The sequence below is a fragment of the Microbacterium foliorum genome (assembly GCF_006385575.1).
Lineage (GTDB): Bacteria > Actinomycetota > Actinomycetes > Actinomycetales > Microbacteriaceae > Microbacterium > Microbacterium foliorum_B.
On the sequence record NZ_CP041040.1, the window covers coordinates 126326 to 143983 of the forward strand.

Below are 17658 nucleotides of genomic sequence, written 5' to 3' on the forward strand. Positions count from 1 at the left end.
GGTGACATGAAGCGCGCCGCCCGCCTGAATGCGATCCTCGACCTGCTGGCCGAGGACGGCGAGGTGAACGTCGACGAGCTCGTCGAGCGCTTCGGCGCCTCGGCCGCCACCACCCGTCGCGATCTCGACTCACTCGCCGAGCAGCGTCTGCTCACCCGCACGCACGGCGGGGCGGTCGCGCACTCGGTCGCCTACGAGCTGCCGATCCGCTACAAGAGCCACCAGCGCGCGCACGAGAAGGAGAGCATCGCCCTGGCCGCCGCCGCGCTCGTCGCGCCGGGCATGGTCGTCGGGTTGTCGGGCGGAACCACCACCACGGCCATCGCCGCAGCGCTCGCCGCCCGAGACGATCTCGCGGCGGGGCCCGGCATCACGGTCGTCACCAACGCCGTGAACATCGCCGCGCAGCTCGCGACACGGCCCGACATCAAGGTCGTCGTGACCGGTGGGGTGATCCACTCGCGCAGCTACGAGCTGGTGGGCCCGTTCGTCGAGCAGCTGCTGAGGGGTGTGCGGCTCGACATCGCCTTCATCGGAGTCAACGGGATGGATGCCGCGGCCGGAGCCACCACGCAGGACGAACGCGAAGCCGCGGTGAACCGCATGATGGCCGAGCGCGCCCGCCGTGCCGTGGTCGTCACCGACAGCAGCAAGATCGGCACGGTGGCGTTCGCGGCCGTCGGCGGCTCGGAGCTGTTCCCCGTGCTCCTGACCGACGACGGGGCGGATGCCGCTGCGCTCGCCGCGTTCCGCGACGCGGGCTACGAGATCCTGACGGCCTGACCTGAGACCCGTGCAGACTCCTGGTGGGGGTGCCGCGACCCCTCTCGCGGCACCCCCGGAGTAGATGGTGTCCTGTCGTTCCCTCACACTCCCCAGTGCACGAGGGTTTCCCCAGTTCGACTGCGCCTCCCTCGCGCTTCGTTTCCGAAGCCCTTCGCTGGCACCTTCTGGAGATAAGGAGCGAGCCACCGATGTTCTGATACATCGAGTGGAGAAAAGATTCAGAGTCCGCTTCCGTGGCACTGGAACGGCGCACTGAGTCCGGTGGATTCGGATGCCGCGGCCAGCGCGACGGCCGGTCGTGCACCGGCCGCCAGCTCGATGTGCACGGCGCCGAGCAGCTCGCAGGCGATGTCGTCTGCCACCACCACGGGTGCGGCGATGACACAGCCGGTGCCGGCGTGCAGCCAGACCCGCGTCATGCCCAGTGCCTCCTCGCCCCAGCGCACCGATGAGCGGCCCAGCTCGCACGCCGAGAGCACCACGGTGTCGGGCGCGCGCGAGATCAGGTCGACGTCGTAGCCGAACAGGGTGCCGTCGAAGAGCTCGAAGCCTGAGAACAGGGGGTTGTCGACCGCGTGGCGGCCGTGGGCGGCGATGTGCAGCACGTCGACCTGCTCGGCGAGCTCGGTGACGGCCGACACTCGCGCGCGCTCACCGGTGAGCAGCCGGGCGTCGGTCCACGCCTCGGCAGCCCGACGCACCTCCTCTTCGGCCCGCGCGACCCGAGGGCCGGTCGCGAATCCGGCCGTCGGACTCGCCGCCGCTGCGTCCTGTGCGCGTTCGGGCGCGGCGCGCGAGGAGTCCGGCAGCGGAGACGCCGACGACGAATCGGTTCGTCGAGGCGGCTCGCCGAGCAGACGCGACACCGAGGTCGCGATCGTGAACGGCGTTCCGCGCATTCCGGGGAGCATCGCCCAGGGGATGCCGCCGAGGATGCCGGGAACCGTCAGGGCGAGACGAGCAGCCCCACCCGACGCCGCGCGGGCAGGTGCGAGGAGTGCGTCGTCGAGCCGGCGCAGCCTGTCGTCGAGCGATCGCGCCACGACGGGGGCCATCGCGCCGCCACGAGTGAGGGCGGCCACGTCGAGGTCGGCGCGGAGTCCGTCGAGAGCGGCCTCGATGTGCGGCAGCGACAGCTCGACGATCGACGAACCGGATGCCGTCACCACGACGCAGAGCAGCTCCTCGCGCGTGAAGACATAGGCGAGGATCGCCGTGTCACCGTCGAGACGAGCCCTGGCCTCGAGCAGTCCGAGGCGCTGGTGGTTTCCACCGACACCGGTCGACGACCACTGCCGGTCACGCACCCGATCCCGCAGCTCGCGTACACGCGCATCAGTCGTCCAGTCCGACCCGGCGAGCTCTGCGCGCAGCATCCGCAGTTCGGCGAGGTCGGCCGAGAGGTCTGCGTCATGCGGCGGGCGCACCGGAGCGACCTGCTGGCTCAGATGCCTGGCGCGCTCCGACCACTCGAACAGCACCTCGGGGTCGCGCGACCGGGCGGCGGCGGCGAGCCCCGTGAACATCAGCTCGGTGCCGTGCATCGCCACGGACGCCTGCAGGTCGAGCGCGCCGAACGACTGCTGCCACGCGGTGAGCAGGTCGAGGCCCTCGGCTGCGGCACGGCGGGCGTCGGCATCCCTGCCTGCAGACGCCGCTCGTACCGCCCGCACCTCGTGAGCGCGCAGGCGCAGCGGAGTCGGGGCGTCGGAGGTGAGCCGCGGCATCCGCCCTCCGTCCGTGAGGCGCGCGGTGAGAGACAGGGCAGTGGCCTCGGTGCGGAACCCTCCGCGGGTGAGCGCTGCGGCGGTGCGCGCGAAGTCCTCGGCATTCGGCGCGGCCTTCGGGTGGGCGAGCAGCCGGGCCTCCAGCCGCACCGCCTCGGCCCGGGCGGCCCAGCTCTCACTCCCCAGCGCGGTGAAGCGACGGGATGCGGTCGCGGCTGCCCGCTCGGCAGCAGGGGCGTCGTGCCGCAGCAGCGATCGTGCGAGGTGGAACTCGGCTTCGCCGCGCGCCTGCCGCATCCGCTGTGCACCGAACCGCACCGCGACCGTGCCGAGCAGTTCCTCGGCCTCTGTCGTCAGGCCCGCATCGCGCAGCACCTCGGCGCGGTCGAGGTCGCTGATCGCTGCTGCGAGGTCGCTCGTGGCGGCCAGAATCGGCCTCGATCGGGTCATCAGCCCGAGCGCCGTCACGAGGTCGCCACCGAGCAGTGCGGCATAGCCGAGGTTGTGGCGGGCTTCGGCGAGTGGTGCGTCTGCCCCGTGCGCCTGATACGCGGCGATCGCTCGCTGCAGATCGGCCGAGCAGTCGTCGAGCCGGTGTCGCTGCATGCTGACGATCGAGCGACTCATCAGGCAGTTGGCGCTCTCGATCGATCCCTCGTCGAGACCGTCGATCGCCTTCGTGAGAAACAGGTCGGCCTCATCCAGGCGTCCGCCGTGCATGAGGAGCGTGCCCAGCTGCCCGTTCGCGAGGGCGATCGTCTCATCGCTGAGGCCAGGGCGCGACAGTGCTTCACGTGAGAGCCGCTCGGCCTCCGCCGGCTGACCCGTCTGGGCGAGCACGTAGGCCATGGTCCCGTCGATGCGTGCGCGCAGATCGCTGTCGTCGGTGCGCGCGGATGCGGTCGTCAGAGCACGCCGCGCCTGCGCGAACCGTCGGGAGTTGGCTGCGTCGACGCCGCGCTGATGCAGCTCGAGAGCAGACAGGGGCACTGCACCAGAATGCCGGTATGTCTGGTCTCGCGGAAGTCTTGCGGCCGCATCCGGCTCCCCGACCTAGGCCGGATGGCTGATCGACGCCCGGATGGCTGACCGTACTGACCCTGTTCGGCAGCCACTCGGGGGATCTTCAGCCATCCGGCCGCCGTGCCGAGCCATCCGGCTTCCGTGCCGAGCCATCCGGCTGCCGTGCCGTCCCGGCCGACGTGCCGAGCCGGCCGCGGCTACCCGCCCGCCACCGGGGAGGGCAGTGTCTTCAGCACGGCGGCGACGGCCTTGGCCGCGGCACCCGCGGTGACACCCTGCGCAGGCACCGAGCCCAGCTGTGCGGCGATGCGACCCGCGACGTACGGCGCCGCGAACGACGTGCCGCTCCAGATCGAGAAGCCTCCGCGATAGTCGTCGGGGTCGATCGTCTCGCGGCGCAACCCGTCGACATCCGCTCTCGTGGTCGCCTGCTCGCCTCCGACGAAGGCCGGTGACGTGCTGACCACGGCGGCGCCGGGCGCGTACACCTGCACCCACGGGCCGATGTTCGAGAACAGCGCGACTGACCTGGTCGAGGGATTCAGGGCGCCGACCGACACATGCGGGGCATCCTTGTCGCGGGGGATGCCGTTGTCGGCTCCGGGCCAGGGCCAGAGGGATGCCGGGAAGGACGGACGGTCGATCGCATCGTTGCCCGCCGAGCACACCACCACGCACCCGAGCTCACGCGCCGCCGTCAGCAGGGCGTGCAGCGTCGTGCTGAAGAAGCCGTCCTTCGGCGTCTCGTGGTAATACCCGAGTGACAGATTGAGGACGTCGATCGGATGCCCTGTCGAGGGGTCCTCGCGGTGTCGCCGCAGCAGCTCGACGACCTGCGCGACCGTCGTCAGGAACGTGCTCTCGTCGATCACGCCGAGCGCTCCGGCCATGCGGATCGACAGGATGTCGGCATCCGGGGCCGTCTGGCGGATGATTCCCGCGATGAACGTGCCGTGCCCGGCGACCGCGTCGATCTCTCCGTCGAGCTGCCCGTAGAGGTCGGGGTAGCGCTCGGGATCGGCGTCGTCAGTGAGACCGATCGGCACGCCGTCGAGCTCGATGTGCCGGGTGACGATGTCGTCCGGCAGCCAATCGTGCACGCCGCACCCTGTGTCGAGCACCGCAACCACCGGGCGGCGACCTCGTTTCGGGGCGGCCGTGCGCTGCGGAGCCGGCCCGAGCCACGTCACCGGCTGGCGGGCGCCTCGCCCGGGCTCGAGGTAGTCGTCGCTGCCGCCGACTCCTCCGCCCGCGCCGCGCACCGGGTTGGTGCGGCTGAACGGGTTGGTGCGGCTGAAGGGATTCGTGCGGCTGAACGGGTTGAGCCCGACCGGATCGATCGACAGCACGTGCTCGAGGCTGGTCCGCGGCATCGGCGTGCCCGAGCTGCGGCGGGCGCGCTGCAGCACGCGCCACGCATCGGGCGGAACCGGAGACTCGCCGCGGGTCGGCTCGTCGGGGGTGGTCAGACGGGCGCGGAGGAAGCCGGGCACTCCTGGGACCAGCGGATCGGCCGCGCGGAGAGCATCCGGAGATTCGATCTCGAGATTCCAGCCGAACGAGCCGGCCGCGTCGCGCAGCTCGCGGATCTCCTGGTCGTAGGCCTCCTGGCCGTTCTCCTGATCCTGCGTGATCAGCAGGCGCTCCTGCAGATACGCCGTGGGGAACGCCCTGACGCCGTCGACGGGTTCGACCGACGGATCGAGAGCCGTCCCCCGCCTGATCGATCCCTCAGCTCGGTCCTGCCAACTCCACCCCTTGGGCTGCTCCATCGTGGGTCCTCTCCTCGCGGGCGAAGCCGCGTCCTGTGCGGGAGTTCCCGCGGTGTGTGCGGGATGCCCCGCGTTCCGTGAGAGAGATCCTGCGAGCTGCGGGAGTCGCCCAGCGGGTGGTGTGCGCGGGCCGTCCCGCGATGTGCGCGGGTGGTCCCGCGGTGGATCACAACTCGAACTGCGGGGTCGTCACGGTTTGCTCCTGATCACCGACCGTCGTGTGGAGGCGCACGAGAGTCAGTCCGTGGGGCACATCGTCGAACATGAAGCGACCGGTGTCGTCGGCCGTCGTCGTGCGGATGTGCTCGCCCTGCGCGAGTTCGATCGCACCCGATGTCGAGTCGACCCAGCCGTCGACGCGGTGCGCGCCCGTCGCGGTGCGCGTGACGTGCAACAGGATGCTGGTGGTGCCGTCGCTGAACTGCAGGGTCAGCGCGTCGGCGTCACCGCGTACGGCACCGAGCGGCTCGTCGATGAGGGTGAGCAGCGCGTACTCCTCCGACAGGCCCTCGGCCGCGACGGTCGCGATCATGCGATCGATCAGGGCGGCGGGCATCGGATCGACGTTGCGCCAGAGTGAGCGCAGCTGCGCGAACAGCTCGGCATCCTCGTGGTTGTCGCCGCCGTGGGCTCCGTCGTTCTCGCTCATGAGCTGCGCTCCGTTCGTGGTGTCGACGCGTCTAGCAGGTCACGCAGCTTCGCGAGGCAGCGCTGGCGGGTGGGGCCGATGCTGCCGACAGGCATCGCGAGATCGGCGGCGAGGCGGGCGTAATCGGGTCGCTCCTCGAAGGCGATCACGCGCAGCAGTCGTTGGCATCGATCGGCGAGGCGATGCACCGCGACCCAGAGGCGCCGGTTCTCGTCTCCGACGGTGGCATGGTGCTCGGCCGACTGCTGCTCAGGAAGCAGTGCGTCGAGAGCATCCGACTCCGTGGTGTCGACCCTGTTGTGCGCCTTGCCGGCCCGCCAGGCCTCGCGGCGGGCGGTGGTGGTGAGCCAGGCCGAGACCGCCTTCGGGTCGCTGATCGAGCGGTGCCCCCGAACCAGTTGCAGCCACGTCGTCTGGATGACGTCTTCGGCGAGCGTGCGCTCGAGTCCGTAGGCGCGCACGACATGCCAGAGCACAGGCGTCATCAGCCGCACGAGTCCGTCCATCGCGCGGCTGTCGCCGTCTCGCCATGCGTCGAAGAATTCGGCGGCTCGCCTCCAGCGAGCCGCGCCGTCGTCCGGTGCAGGATCGAGGCCGGCGCCATCGGGTGCGCCGTCGATCATGAGTCCCATTGTGATCACACCAGTCAGGAGCACGGCAAGAGCTTGCTGATACATGGACTCGGTGTTTTTTTCAGGGCGTTAGCGTGGAGGGGTGATCGCTCTCTCCGTCGTGCTCTTTCTCAACGCCGCTTTCAACGTGCTGGTGTGGCCCCGCTTCTACAAGCGCGTCGCGACAGACCCGCGGGCTCGGGATGCAGACGGCAAGGCCACCACGTTCTTGAAGGTGCACGCCGTGCTGATCGCGATCGCCCTGGTGCTCGCGCTGGTCTCGGTGATCGTCGGCGTCGCGGCGCTCGCCGGAGCGCTCTGAGGGGCAGGCCGAAGACGGTCAGGCCCTAGAAGGTCAGCTCCGGGTGACCGGCTGCTGCAGCTCGGTGATCCAGTCGGCCTGATCTTCGGATTCCGACCGCAGGTAGACCTCGCGGCACGCACCGACGGCGGTGGCGCCGCCGTCGGTGATCGCCTCGTTCAGCGCATGCCAGCTGTCGTCGATCGTCGCCATCGTGCCGAGGTGCATGGCGGTGAACGCAGAATCGACGGCCGGCAGCTCGACGATGACGAGCCCGTCGACCGCGGGGCCGTCGTAGACGAAGCCGACCGTGATGCGCACGCCGTGCTTGTTCATGCCGTACTCGGCGATGGGGAGCCCCGGGGCTCCGCCCGCGGCGATCAGGGCGTCGGCGACCCGGTCGAACAGAGGGCCCACGACAGCCGCGACCTCGGGCTGCGAGGCGACGGTCTCGGTCAGCGACGCGAGTCGGGCGAACGGGAGTGGCTTCTCGCTGATCTCCAGGGCTGACATCATCGTCTCCTCAGGTCGTGGGTGCGTGCCGCCGATCCTACGCGCGCGCACCGACATCCGTCACGTGCGATCTAGCGTCGGCGGCCTCCACGCGTCATCCGGCCCGATCGCGGCCGAGACCCTCCGACTGATCACACGGAGCTGGCGTCTCTGCGCCGCGGTGAGACTCTCGAACACCAGTTCGCGCACGAGCGCATGATGCGCAGGTGTCGACTCGACGACCTTGTCGTGCCCGCTCGGCGTGAGGATTCCCAGCGTGAACCGGCCGTCTGTCGGATCGGTCTCGCGCCGGACCCACCCCTTCGCCTCCAGGCGGGAGACCGCGCGCGAGAGTCGCGAGAGGGTGCAGCTGGCATAGCTCGCAAGGACGCTGAGACGCAGTGTGCGATCGGAAGCGGAGTCGAGCGCGAACAGGATCCCGTGCTCGAAGTGGGTCAGCCCGCTGTCGCGCTGCAGCTGCGCGTCGAGAGCGGTCGGCAGCCGTTCGAGCAGGGTGGCGACGGGCGCCCAGATCTCCAGCTCCTCCGCGCTCAGGGGGTCGTCGATCGAGTGCTCAGGCATGTCATGAGCCTACGCCATCCACGCCCGATTGACTTGCTCACGCAAGTGAAGACCCGTACAGTTACTTGCCCAAGCAAGTCAATGCGCGCTGAAGACCGGCGCGAGAAGGAGTGATCATGGACCTGGGGCTGCAGGGCAAAACGGCGTTCATCAGCGGATCGACGCAGGGGATCGGCTATGCGATCGCGGCCGCGCTCGCCGCGGAGGGCGCCGAGGTGACGCTGAACGGGCGCGATGCCGAGCGTCTCGACGCCGCGGTCGAGCGTCTGCGCGGCGAGCACCCGGGCGCGCGAGTGGCGGGTCTCGCGGCCGACTTCTCGAGTGCCGACGAGGTGGCGCAGCTCACCGAGTCGCTGGGGGATGTGGACATCCTCGTGAACAACGTCGGACTCTTCGGCCTCGCCGACTTCGCATCCGTCGGTGATGAGGACTGGGCGCGGTACTTCGAGGTCAATGTGATGAGCGGCGTGCGGCTGTCTCGCGCGCTTCTGGGCGGAATGCTCGAGCGGGGTTCTGGCCGCATCGTCTTCATCAGCAGCGAGTCCGGCGTCAACGTGCCGGCCGACATGGTGCACTACGGCATGACGAAGGCGGCGATGCTCGCAATCGCGAACGGTCTGGCGAAGCTCACCCGGGGCACGGCGGTCACGGTCAACACCGTCCTCGGCGGCCCCACATTCTCCGACGGAGTGGCTGCATCCGTGGCGGCGGTGGCCGAAGCGCAAGGCCTTCCCGCCGAGGCGATGAAGAGCGCGATCATCGGCCAGAACCGAACCACCCTGTTGCAGCGGTTCATCGACCCGACCGAGATCGCGAACCTGGTCGCGTACCTGTCGAGCCCGCTGTCGTCCGCGACGAACGGTGCCGCCCTGCGCGCGGACGGGGGTGTGCTCACCGGGATGCTGTGATGGAGGACACCGCTCAGGCCACCTCGTACTGCTTCGCGTGCTCGGCCCACCGCGACTCGACGGGCAGAGCGCGCAGCGCGCGGTTGCCCAGTGCGAGGGCGACGGCGACGATGCAGAGCGCCGCGCACACGAGGATCGTCCATTCGCGGCCGATCCAGGTGAGGCCGAAGCCGGCGATCAGAGGCGCGAGCGGCATGGCGCCCATTCCCAGCACGCCGGCCGCGCTGTTGGCCCGACCCAGCAGCTCGGTCGGCGTCGCGACCATGAAGTAGCCCATCATCCCGGCGTTGAGCGCCGGAAGCAGCACCACCGAGGCGCCCAGCACGATGACGATCGCCCACGGCTCTGTCACCGTCGCGAGCACCACCGTGCCGACGGCGCCGCCCGCGAGACCGGCGATCGCGAGCACTCCAGTACGAATGCGCGGCACGAGCAGCGGCGCCACGACGGCACCTGCGAGCATGACCGCACCGACTCCCGCACCGAGCGACCCGATCAGCAGCTCGGAGTATCCGGCCTGCTGGAGTGCGTACATGACGGTCGTGATCGCGGCGTTGAAGCCCAGGTTGATGATCGTGATGATGATGAGCACGCCGCCGAGGTCGGGGCGTGAGAACAGCCAGGCGAACGCCTCTCGCAGCTCGGCCCACGCGCTCGTCCTGGCCGGGGCGGTAGCTGCAACATCGGCGGCCGACTCCGTGGGGAGACCCAGACCATCCGCCGGATCCAGGGCGAGTCCCGCCGTGACACGCCCGTCTCCGACCGGATGCTCTGAGCTTTCCGTGTCCCCGCCCGACCCCTCATCCGCCCCGGTGTCCGCGATTCCGGCGTGCCGCGCCTCTCGCCGCAGCATCCATGCCGTGACTGCGGCGACCGCGTGGCAGAGGGTCATGACGACGCCGACCAGCCAGCCGCCGACGCCGAGCAGGAGCCCGCCCAGGGGGCCGCCGGCCAGCTGCAGCGCGGCATCCCGCCCCTGGTTCGCGGCCTGAGCCCTGCCCATCGCGTCGTCGGGCACGATCTCCTTGATCGCGCTCTCGCCGGCGACGTCGAAGAGCCCGCCGCGGGCGGCGAGCAGCACGTTCGCCGCGAGCAGGGTGCCGAAGGTGAGGGCGTCTGCGAGAGCCAGCAGGGTGAATGCCGCTGCCAGCAGGATGCCGATCAGCGAGCCGATCAGCATGAGCAGGATGCGACGATGCCGGTCGGCCAGGACACCGCCGACGAGTGTGAGGACCAGCCGCGCGACCATTCCTGCGCCGCCGATGACACCCGCCTGCGCCGGGTCGTTCGTGACGATCAAGGCGAGCAGAGGGATCGCGAAAGCGAACAGTGTCGCCGCGAGACCCTTGCTCGTGTCGCTCACGAGCCAGGTCAGATACCGGGCGTTGCGCCAGAGCCGGTGGGGTGCGGTCACGGTCGTCGTCATGACGTCGAGAGTAGTTCCGCAAGAAGAATTGCGCAACTACTCTTGCGCAATGATTCGTGCGAGTAGGATCTGAGCATGGGCGACGGCACTCACGGTGAAGATCCCGTATGGATGACGACGGCCATGCTCAAGGCCTACACGCATCCGCTGCGGCGACAGATCCTTCGTCTGATCGCCCGCCGCGATCACATGCGCGCGGCCGACATCGCCGCCGAGCTCGACGTCGCCGCGAACAGCGTCAGCTTCCACATGCGCACTCTCGCTGACGCGGGCCTCATCGTCGAGGCTCCGGAGCATGCGAGAGATCGTCGCGACCGCGTCTGGGCGCCGGTGAAGGGCGCGATGAGCGTGGGCGACCCCGACCATCCGGTGGCCGACGAGGAGCTCGGCGGAGCCGTGGTGCGAGCCCTGGCCGCCGAGCATCAAGACCTTCTCCAGCGTGTGATCGCGTGGTCGCCCGCGTACTACGGGGGTCGAGCCTCGGGAATCCACGCCGTGTTCCAGCAGCGCACCACCCGGCTCACCGAGGCGGAGTTCACGGCGGTCATGGAGACCTTCGACAGGGCGATGGCAGAGGCCGAAGCCGCGCACGATGACGACGACCCCGAGGGCCGCTTCTGGCAGATCGACCTCGTCGCCGCAGACGACACGATCTGACTCCTACGCGCCCTCCGGCTCGGCGGCGGACTCGCCCTCGGTCTCCTCTTCCGGCTCCCGGTGGCCGCTGAGGATGAGGATGCGGCGCAGCTGCATGGCCGCGAGCACGCCGGGGCCCATCGACCGCCGCACATCGATCGTGCGGTCGTCGACGGTCGCGAGCAGCAGCCTGATCGCGCGGGCCGCCTCACCTCGGGCACGATGATCTGCAGGCGTGAGCGGGTCCTGCTGCGCGATGACCTCGGCGACGGCGTGGCACGCGGCCGAGAGCGGTTCGGGCAGCGCCGCATCGAGTTCGAGTCCGCCAGGGCGGTCCCAGATGGTGTCGGCGACCTCGTCGGAGATGTCGCGGATCAGGTGCGCGATGCGATCGAGTCGCGCGAGTTCCTCGTGGATGTGCCGCGTCTCTCCTCTGCGCCCGAACGCGCGCGGGTTGCCTCGTCGGCTGTCGTCGGCGTCAGACAGTGCGGTGTGAAGCTCCGACGTCGTGTCGGCCAGCGACGCCGCGTCGTTCGCCCACTGCTGTCGTTCCGGCGGCCAGGAATCCGACACGGCCGAGCCGATGTCGTGCAGATGCTCGCTCAGCTGCGTGCGGAAGGCGTCGACCTTCGCCGCGGCGGCGAGAGTGAGCGGAGCAGGGGCGATCACCAGGTTGACGATGAACCCGACGGCCACGCCGACCCCCATCTGCACCAGGTAGCCCAGCGAGTAGTCTTCGGCATCCTGGCCGCCGACGATCAGCACGAAAAGCGCAGCCATGGGCACGTACTCGCGCCCGACGCCGAACCAGCCGGTGCCCGAGACCAGCACTCCGACGCCGACGACGGCGGGGATGCTCCACCACGTCGGGCCGACGGTGAGCACGACGACGGCGGCCAGTCCGATGCCGGTTGCGAGCCCGAGCAGGGTCTGCAGCCCCGATCGCACCGAGCCCATCAACGTCGGATACATGCTGACCAGCGCGCCGAGCGGAGCGTAGTAGGGGTACTCGTCGGTGACTCCGGGCGTGTGCGGAGCGATCAGCCACGCGAGGCCGACCGCCAGTGCGGTCTTGGCGACGAGCAGCAGTCGGGCGGGGTCGACCGCCTCGCGCAGTGAGCGCACGATGCCGGGGCGGTGCGCGCGCACTCGTGTTCTGATGTTCGTCACGGCATCCTCTCGTCGTCCTCCCCGAAAGGTGACGCTAGCCGCTCGGCATCCGTGCTCGCACCCGGTTGCATCTGGCGGTGAGGGCGGGTAGCGGTCGGAACGTGCCGACGCCGGCCGCCCCGTGAGGAGCGACCGGCGCCGAGTTGTGACCGAGTGGTCAGGGGATGGCCTTGCGGAAGGCGAGGAACGAGATGCCCGCGAGCACCACCGTGGCGACGAGGCCCCACAGCGCGAGACCGAGAGCGCCCGCGTCGAGGATCGCCCGCCACACCTCATCCCACAGCTCGAGTCTCGTGGCGAGGAACGCCAGCCCCACGAGGATGAGGCCCAGACCGACGCTCGCGATGGTGAGCACGGTGGGTCCCCAGCTCTTGTAGATCGTTGCTCCGGTGAAGCCGACGACGAACAGGAAGAGGGCGAGGGTGAAGTAGACGGTGAACGCCCCGAGCGGACCCGCCTCCCACAGCCACGGCAGGTAGAACACGTAGCCGTTCACGCCGTAGCCGTTGGTCAGCGTCTCGATGCCGCCGCCGATCAGGAAGACGACGCCCATGAGCGCGCTTCCGAGGATGGCGGTGAGCAGTGTGCCGAAGTAGAAGTCGCGTCGGGTGATGCTCATCGCCTGAGAGAACGGGAAGGTGAGGGTCATCGCCGAGAGCCCGATGGCGAAGAAGTACCAGAGCGGGGCCTGGCCGCCGCCGCCGTACTTCGGCTGGTCGCCGGGGATCATCGCGTAGATCAGCACCGAGATGACGACGGCGGAGCCGAGGACGATCAGCGGCACCCAGATGAATGTCTGCCGGTTGATGAGCTGCAGGCGGATGACGTTGAGTGTGCGTCGCATCAGCGGACCTCCTCTTTCGTGGCGGAGGCTCTGGTGGCAGAGCCCGCCTCGGCCTTCTGGGTGAGACGCACGATCAGTTGCTGCAGCGAGACCGGGGCCAGATCGAGACCGGATGCCGTGACCTCGGCGCGCTCAGCGGGCGACAGCGCTCCGAGTACGGTGACGGAGGCGACTCGGCCGAGCGCCTCGCGGTGCAGCACCTCGCGATCGGCGGCCCAGGCGTCGACCTTGCCGGCCTCGCCGACCACGGTGACGGCACGGTCGCGCACAGCATCCGTGTCTTCGTTGAGCAGGATCTGCCCGTTGTCGATCACGATGACCTTCTCGATGAGGTTCGACACCTCGTCGATCAGGTGTGACGACAGGATGATCGTGCGCGGGTGCTCGGCGTAGTCCTCGAGCAGCCGGTCGTAGAAGATCTGCCTGGCGACCGCGTCGAGTCCCAGGTAGGGCTCGTCGAAGAAGGTCAGCTCGGCGCGCGAGGCGAGGCCGATGATGACTCCGACGGCCGAGAGCTGTCCGCGCGAGAGCTTCTTGATCGTCTGCTTCATCGGCAGCTGGAACTGCTCGATGAGTTCGTCGGCGAGCTCCTGGCTCCAGTTGCGGAAGAACAGGCTGGCGGCCTTGAAGGCATGACGCGGGTAGGCGTCGTCCGGGTACTTCTGGCTCTCGCGAACGAAGCAGACCCGGTTGAGGACGTGCGTGTTCTCGTAGGGGTGCTCGCCGAAGACGCGCACGGTGCCCGACGACTCGAAGTTCTGCGCGGTCAGGATCGACATGAGCGTCGTCTTGCCGGCTCCGTTGCGACCGAGCAGTCCGTAGATCGCGCCACCCTCGAGGGTGAGCGACACGTTGTCGAGCGCGTTCTTCTCCTTGTAGTGCTTGGTGAGGTTCTGCACCTCGATGACGGCGGTCATGCGGGGGTCGTCCCTTCTGTCTGTCGTGCCGGTGATGTCTGTGGTTCCAGGGCCGCGCGCTCGCGGAGCAGTGCGGCGAGGTCGTCGGTACCGAGCCCCAGCGTGCGGGCCTCGGTGAGGAGCGGGTCGATGTAGCGATCGGCGAACGCCGCGCGGCGTTCGCCGAGCAGCAGGTCTTTCGCACCGGTGGCGACGAACATGCCGATGCCGCGGCGCTTGTACAGAACTCCCTTGTCGGTGAGCATGGCGACTCCCTTGGCTGCTGTTGCGGGATTGATCCGGTAGAAGCCGGCGAGCTCGTTCGTCGACGGGGCCTGTGCTTCTTCCGCGAGCGAGCCGTCGAGAATCGAGTCCTCGATCTGCTCGGCGATCTGGAGGAAGAGCGGCTTGCCTTCTTCGATCACGAGTCCTCCGCTGGGTTAGTGGGTTAGTTACTCGACTAGGTAACCACTGCACCTGGGATATGTCAACCCGTTTCTCGGGCAGGCAGCCGTGCGGGGTGCCGGGCGCGTGCCGCGCCTCGCGCCGTGCCCCGTGCCGCGCCTCGCGCCGTGCCCCGCGCCGTGCGGGGCCAGTTCTGCATCCGAAAAGCCGAATTGCGGTGCGAAACTGACCCCGCCTGGCTGATGCGGTGCGGAACTGACCCCGGATGGGCGGTGGCGGTGGTGGTGGCGCCGGGAACGGTGTCAGCCGCGCAGGTCGCGCGCGCGGAAGGCGAAGACCGACGCCGCGACGAACACGAGAGCCAGGCCCCAGGTGAGGGCGAGCCCACCGGCATCCACGCCCTCGGCGAGGGGCGGCTGACGGTACACCCAGGCGTACGGGGAGAGCGCGTTCAACCACTCGAGGTCGTCGGACTGTCGGGCGATCGCCTGCAGGACGTACCCGACCACGGCGATTCCTGCGCCGACGCCCGTCGCCCAGATGCGGCGACCCGTCGCTGCGCCGGCGAGCAGAGCGGCGGATGCCGTGAGGAACGAGAGTCCGGTGAGCGCGGCGCTCGCTCCGACGATGCGCCAGCCTTCGAGGTCGAGCTCGGCCGAGTCGTTCAACGCCCAGACGACGAGCCCCGAGAAGACGCCGAGCCACAGCAGTCGCACGAGCACGGCGAAGGCAGACTCCAGCGCATACTGGCCGCGGCCGATGCCGTGCGCGAGGTCGAGTTCGGCCCGCCCGCTCTCTTCGGCGCCGGCGATGGCGGCCGAGCCCCAGGTGACCGCTGCGATCGTGAACAGAAGGAAGCCGATCAGGCCGAAGAACGTGCTCTGCGCGTATCCGGCGCCGGTCGCGATCTGGTCGTACCCGAGGGTGTCGACGAGTTCCTTCGGCAGCGACGAGATGATGGCCTCGAGCTGGCCGTCGCCGGCGAGACTCGGATACAGCGGCAGATAGAGGAACAGCACCGCGGCGAGGCCGGCGGTCCATCCGAGCAGGCTTCGCCACGACTCGCGCAGGCTGCGCCGGAACACGGGCAGGATGCCGTTCATCGCTGCTCCTCCCTGTCGCGTCGCGATCGTCGGGTCGCGGGTCGGGCGGATGCCGGAGTGGCAGAGGCGCCGTACAGACGCAGCACCGACTCCTCGAGGTCCGGTTCCTCCACGGTCAGATCGCGCACCTCGAACCGGGCGAGCACCTTGACGAAGGGGTCGATCGCGCCGTCGACGGTGCCGGACAGGCTCAGGACGCCGTCGGCATCGTGCATCTCGACCCCGGTGAGACCGGGCACGCGGTCGAAGTCGGCGCGGGTGGATGCGGCATCCGACGTCGCGATCTCGACGCGCACCCGTCGGATCGAACCCAGCCGCAGCGAGGCGACGGCGCCGTCGGCGACCACCCGTCCGTTCGCGAGCACCGCGACCTCGTCGGCGGTCTGCTGGATCTCGCTGAGCACGTGCGAGCTCAACAGCACGGTCTGCCCTGCATCCTTCGCCTCGCGCACCATCTGCAGGAACTCGCGCTGCACCAGCGGGTCGAGGCCGCTGGTGGGCTCGTCGAGGATCAGCAGCTCCGGGCGGTGCATGAAGGCCTGGATCAGCCCGACCTTCTGCTTGTTGCCCTTCGACAGCGTGTGCACGGGACGCGTCAGGTCGACGCCGAGCCGGTCGGCCAGCTCGCGACCGGTGCGCAGCGTCGCCGCGGAATCGCGCTCGCCCGAGACCTGGGCGTAGAACGCCAGCATCCGGTGTCCGCTCGATCGCCCTTCGAGGTGCAGCTCGCCCGGCACGTAGCCGATGCGGCGGCGCAGCGCTGCGCCGCCGTGCCGGGGGTTCTCGCCGAGGACGCGCACCGAGCCGGATGACGGGCGGATGACGTCGACGAGTGTGCGGAGGGTCGTCGTCTTGCCGGCCCCGTTGGGGCCGATCAGCCCGAAGACGGTGCCTGGGCGCACGTGCAGGTCGAGCTCGTGCAACGCGATGCGACTGCCGTAGCGCTTCTGCAGACGGTCGATCTCGATGGTGTCGGTCATGATGCGTCTCCTCTCGGGGTGTTCCCCTCGGCCGCGAGCGCGTCTCGCGCGCCGTCGAGCAGTGCGGTCGTCGAATAGATGCCGTGAGTGAGCAGTTCGAGCGTCGGCAGGGTGGTGCGCAGGAGCCCCGCCGGGCTCAGCTGGTCGGTGCCCAGTGCGCGAGCGATCTGCGCACGCATGACGACGGGGGCGAGTCCGATCAGCGTCAGCAGCATCGTCGTCATCTCGGGGTCGCTCATCGGCTCGAGCATCCCGGCCTCGCGCTGATCGGCGAGCACATCGCGGGTGTTGGCCAGGAAGCTGTCGAACAGGCGATCGGCGGCGGCCGAGCCGTCGGCGAGCATGCGCGCGAGGTAGTCGATGTAGGGTCCGTAGCGTTCGAGGTCGTTGAGGGCGGTGCGGATGCGGTCGCGAGTCGGCGCGACGATGAGGTCGTGGTCCTCGTCGATGAAGACGCCCACGACGTAGTCGTCGCACGCCGTGCGCAGGGCGTTCTTGTCGCCGAAGTGGTGCACGATCAGCGCGGGGCTGACGCCGGCCTCCCTGGCGATCGCGCGCATGCTCGCACCGTCGTATCCGTCGCGGGCGAAGGCGGCGATGGCGGTGTCGCGGATGCGGGCGCGAGCCGTGATGTCGTCAGAAGCTGAACGCATGTACAGCATACTAAACACATGTTCAGTCGCTGTCAAGAGGGGGCGCTCTCGCGTCCAAGGATGCGACGGCTCTGATCGATGCGGCTGAGGCCGTTGTCCCCACCGGGCGGATCAGTCAAGCACTGCACGCGCTGACGATCGCCGCGCAACTCATCGATGAGAGCGACGGTGGTCCGGGGAGTGAGCGTGTCGCCGCACTGCGGGCGTGGCTGGACGCTCGCTTCCAACCGGGATCCTTCGACCATGAAGAGAGCACGGGCCTGTTTCACAGACTCACCGAAAGAGAACGAGAGGTGTCCGCGAATGTGGCGGAAGGGCTCACGAATCAGCAGATCGCGGAACGGCTGCACTTGAGCGTGCGCACGGTGGAGAACCACATCCATCGGTCGATGCGGAAGGTGGGCGCGACGAGCCGGCAACAGCTGGCCCGCATCTTCGACTGAGGATCGCTCACGCCACAGACGTCTCGGTCCGCCCCGATACCCTCAGGGAAATATCGGTCGACCGGCGGTTTCTCGGTCGAATGATGGGTACGTCACTCAGAGACGCCGACGCGAATACCCAATTCTCGATCCTCTACCACTCATGATCGCTCGCACCCGGCTCTTCCCTCGCCAGCCGGAGATGTCATAGACGTGTCAGCCACTCCTGGACATCGCCGCGCTACTGCGCAGTAGGGGAACTTTGAAAATGC

Annotated in this window: 19 protein-coding genes; 5 read left to right on the forward strand and 14 right to left on the reverse strand. The window is 69.2% G+C overall.

What is annotated here, in order from left to right; translation table 11 throughout:
* Window positions 1-6: 6 nt before the first annotated feature.
* The gene (locus FIV50_RS00635; RefSeq protein WP_140035737.1) at window positions 7-783 is read left to right on the forward strand and encodes a DeoR/GlpR family DNA-binding transcription regulator; all 777 of its coding nucleotides are present in this window, start codon (window positions 7-9) and stop codon (window positions 781-783) included.
* 221 nt (window positions 784-1004) lie between these two features.
* Here the strand turns inward: FIV50_RS00635 and FIV50_RS00640 are convergent, their stop codons facing one another.
* The 4 genes from FIV50_RS00640 to FIV50_RS00655 all read right to left on the reverse strand — a co-directional run bounded on the left by FIV50_RS00640 (window position 1005) and on the right by FIV50_RS00655 (window position 6580).
* Window positions 1005-3503 (reverse strand): CHAT domain-containing protein, encoded by a 2499-nt coding sequence (locus FIV50_RS00640; RefSeq protein ID WP_258184349.1) that lies wholly within the window; start codon window positions 3501-3503, stop codon window positions 1005-1007.
* A gap of 230 nt (window positions 3504-3733) precedes the next feature.
* Complete coding sequence (locus tag FIV50_RS00645) at window positions 3734-5308, reverse strand: S8 family peptidase (protein WP_140035738.1); 1575 nt, start codon at window positions 5306-5308, stop codon at window positions 3734-3736.
* Between the two features lie 166 nt (window positions 5309-5474).
* A complete protein-coding gene (locus FIV50_RS00650) occupies window positions 5475-5957 on the reverse strand; it encodes a hypothetical protein (RefSeq protein WP_140035739.1) in 483 nt (160 codons plus the stop codon).
* Complete coding sequence (locus FIV50_RS00655; protein ID WP_258184350.1) at window positions 5954-6580, reverse strand: RNA polymerase sigma factor; 627 nt, start codon at window positions 6578-6580, stop codon at window positions 5954-5956. The genes FIV50_RS00650 and FIV50_RS00655 overlap by 4 nt, the downstream gene beginning before the upstream one ends.
* A gap of 91 nt (window positions 6581-6671) precedes the next feature.
* Between FIV50_RS00655 and FIV50_RS00660 the strand changes: the two genes are divergently transcribed.
* Window positions 6672-6890, forward strand: coding sequence for an SCO4848 family membrane protein (locus tag FIV50_RS00660; protein ID WP_140035740.1), 219 nt, complete (start codon window positions 6672-6674; stop codon window positions 6888-6890).
* Between the two features lie 33 nt (window positions 6891-6923).
* On the opposite strand, the gene FIV50_RS00665 is transcribed toward FIV50_RS00660, so the two are convergent.
* Together FIV50_RS00665 and FIV50_RS00670 are read right to left on the reverse strand one after the other, a co-directional pair.
* On the reverse strand, window positions 6924-7382 hold the full coding sequence (locus tag FIV50_RS00665; RefSeq protein WP_140035741.1) for a GyrI-like domain-containing protein: 459 nt from the start codon (window positions 7380-7382) through the stop codon (window positions 6924-6926).
* 60 nt (window positions 7383-7442) lie between these two features.
* Window positions 7443-7943 (reverse strand): MarR family winged helix-turn-helix transcriptional regulator, encoded by a 501-nt coding sequence (locus tag FIV50_RS00670; RefSeq protein WP_140035742.1) that lies wholly within the window; start codon window positions 7941-7943, stop codon window positions 7443-7445.
* A gap of 116 nt (window positions 7944-8059) precedes the next feature.
* Here FIV50_RS00670 and FIV50_RS00675 point away from each other — a divergent pair, with 116 nt between their 5' ends.
* Window positions 8060-8851, forward strand: a complete 792-nt coding sequence (locus FIV50_RS00675; protein ID WP_140035743.1) for an SDR family NAD(P)-dependent oxidoreductase — start codon at window positions 8060-8062, stop codon at window positions 8849-8851.
* Between the two features lie 13 nt (window positions 8852-8864).
* Here FIV50_RS00675 and FIV50_RS00680 read toward each other — a convergent pair whose 3' ends face one another.
* Window positions 8865-10277 carry an MFS transporter gene (locus tag FIV50_RS00680; RefSeq protein WP_140035744.1) on the reverse strand — a complete coding sequence of 471 codons (1413 nt, stop codon included), beginning with the start codon at window positions 10275-10277 and terminating at the stop codon, window positions 8865-8867.
* 75 nt (window positions 10278-10352) lie between these two features.
* Between FIV50_RS00680 and FIV50_RS00685 the strand changes: the two genes are divergently transcribed.
* Window positions 10353-10934, forward strand: coding sequence for a winged helix-turn-helix domain-containing protein (locus tag FIV50_RS00685; RefSeq protein ID WP_140035745.1), 582 nt, complete (start codon window positions 10353-10355; stop codon window positions 10932-10934).
* A 3-nt stretch (window positions 10935-10937) separates the two neighbouring features.
* On the opposite strand, the gene FIV50_RS00690 is transcribed toward FIV50_RS00685, so the two are convergent.
* The 7 genes from FIV50_RS00690 to FIV50_RS00720 form a co-directional block, all read right to left on the reverse strand.
* Window positions 10938-12083 carry an FUSC family protein gene (locus tag FIV50_RS00690; RefSeq protein WP_258184351.1) on the reverse strand — a complete coding sequence of 382 codons (1146 nt, stop codon included), beginning with the start codon at window positions 12081-12083 and terminating at the stop codon, window positions 10938-10940.
* A 157-nt stretch (window positions 12084-12240) separates the two neighbouring features.
* Entirely contained in the window at window positions 12241-12927 is a 687-nt protein-coding gene (locus FIV50_RS00695) for a hypothetical protein (RefSeq protein WP_140035747.1), read from the reverse strand.
* Window positions 12927-13844 carry an ABC transporter ATP-binding protein gene (locus FIV50_RS00700; protein WP_140035748.1) on the reverse strand — a complete coding sequence of 306 codons (918 nt, stop codon included), beginning with the start codon at window positions 13842-13844 and terminating at the stop codon, window positions 12927-12929. Before FIV50_RS00700 ends, FIV50_RS00695 begins: the two co-directional genes overlap by 1 nt.
* Entirely contained in the window at window positions 13841-14248 is a 408-nt protein-coding gene (locus tag FIV50_RS00705) for a GntR family transcriptional regulator (protein WP_140035749.1), read from the reverse strand. The genes FIV50_RS00700 and FIV50_RS00705 overlap by 4 nt, the downstream gene beginning before the upstream one ends.
* 282 nt (window positions 14249-14530) lie before the next feature.
* The gene (locus FIV50_RS00710; protein ID WP_140035750.1) at window positions 14531-15331 is read right to left on the reverse strand and encodes an ABC transporter permease subunit; all 801 of its coding nucleotides are present in this window, start codon (window positions 15329-15331) and stop codon (window positions 14531-14533) included.
* Window positions 15328-16311 carry an ABC transporter ATP-binding protein gene (locus tag FIV50_RS00715; protein ID WP_140035751.1) on the reverse strand — a complete coding sequence of 328 codons (984 nt, stop codon included), beginning with the start codon at window positions 16309-16311 and terminating at the stop codon, window positions 15328-15330. Before FIV50_RS00715 ends, FIV50_RS00710 begins: the two co-directional genes overlap by 4 nt.
* Window positions 16308-16964: a TetR/AcrR family transcriptional regulator gene (locus FIV50_RS00720; protein WP_181164279.1), complete on the reverse strand. Its 657-nt coding sequence runs from the start codon at window positions 16962-16964 to the stop codon at window positions 16308-16310. Before FIV50_RS00720 ends, FIV50_RS00715 begins: the two co-directional genes overlap by 4 nt.
* Window positions 16965-17269: 305 nt before the next feature.
* Between FIV50_RS00720 and FIV50_RS18005 the strand changes: the two genes are divergently transcribed.
* On the forward strand, window positions 17270-17407 hold the full coding sequence (locus FIV50_RS18005) for a helix-turn-helix domain-containing protein (RefSeq protein ID WP_219846233.1): 138 nt from the start codon (window positions 17270-17272) through the stop codon (window positions 17405-17407).
* Window positions 17408-17658 lie beyond the last annotated feature (251 nt).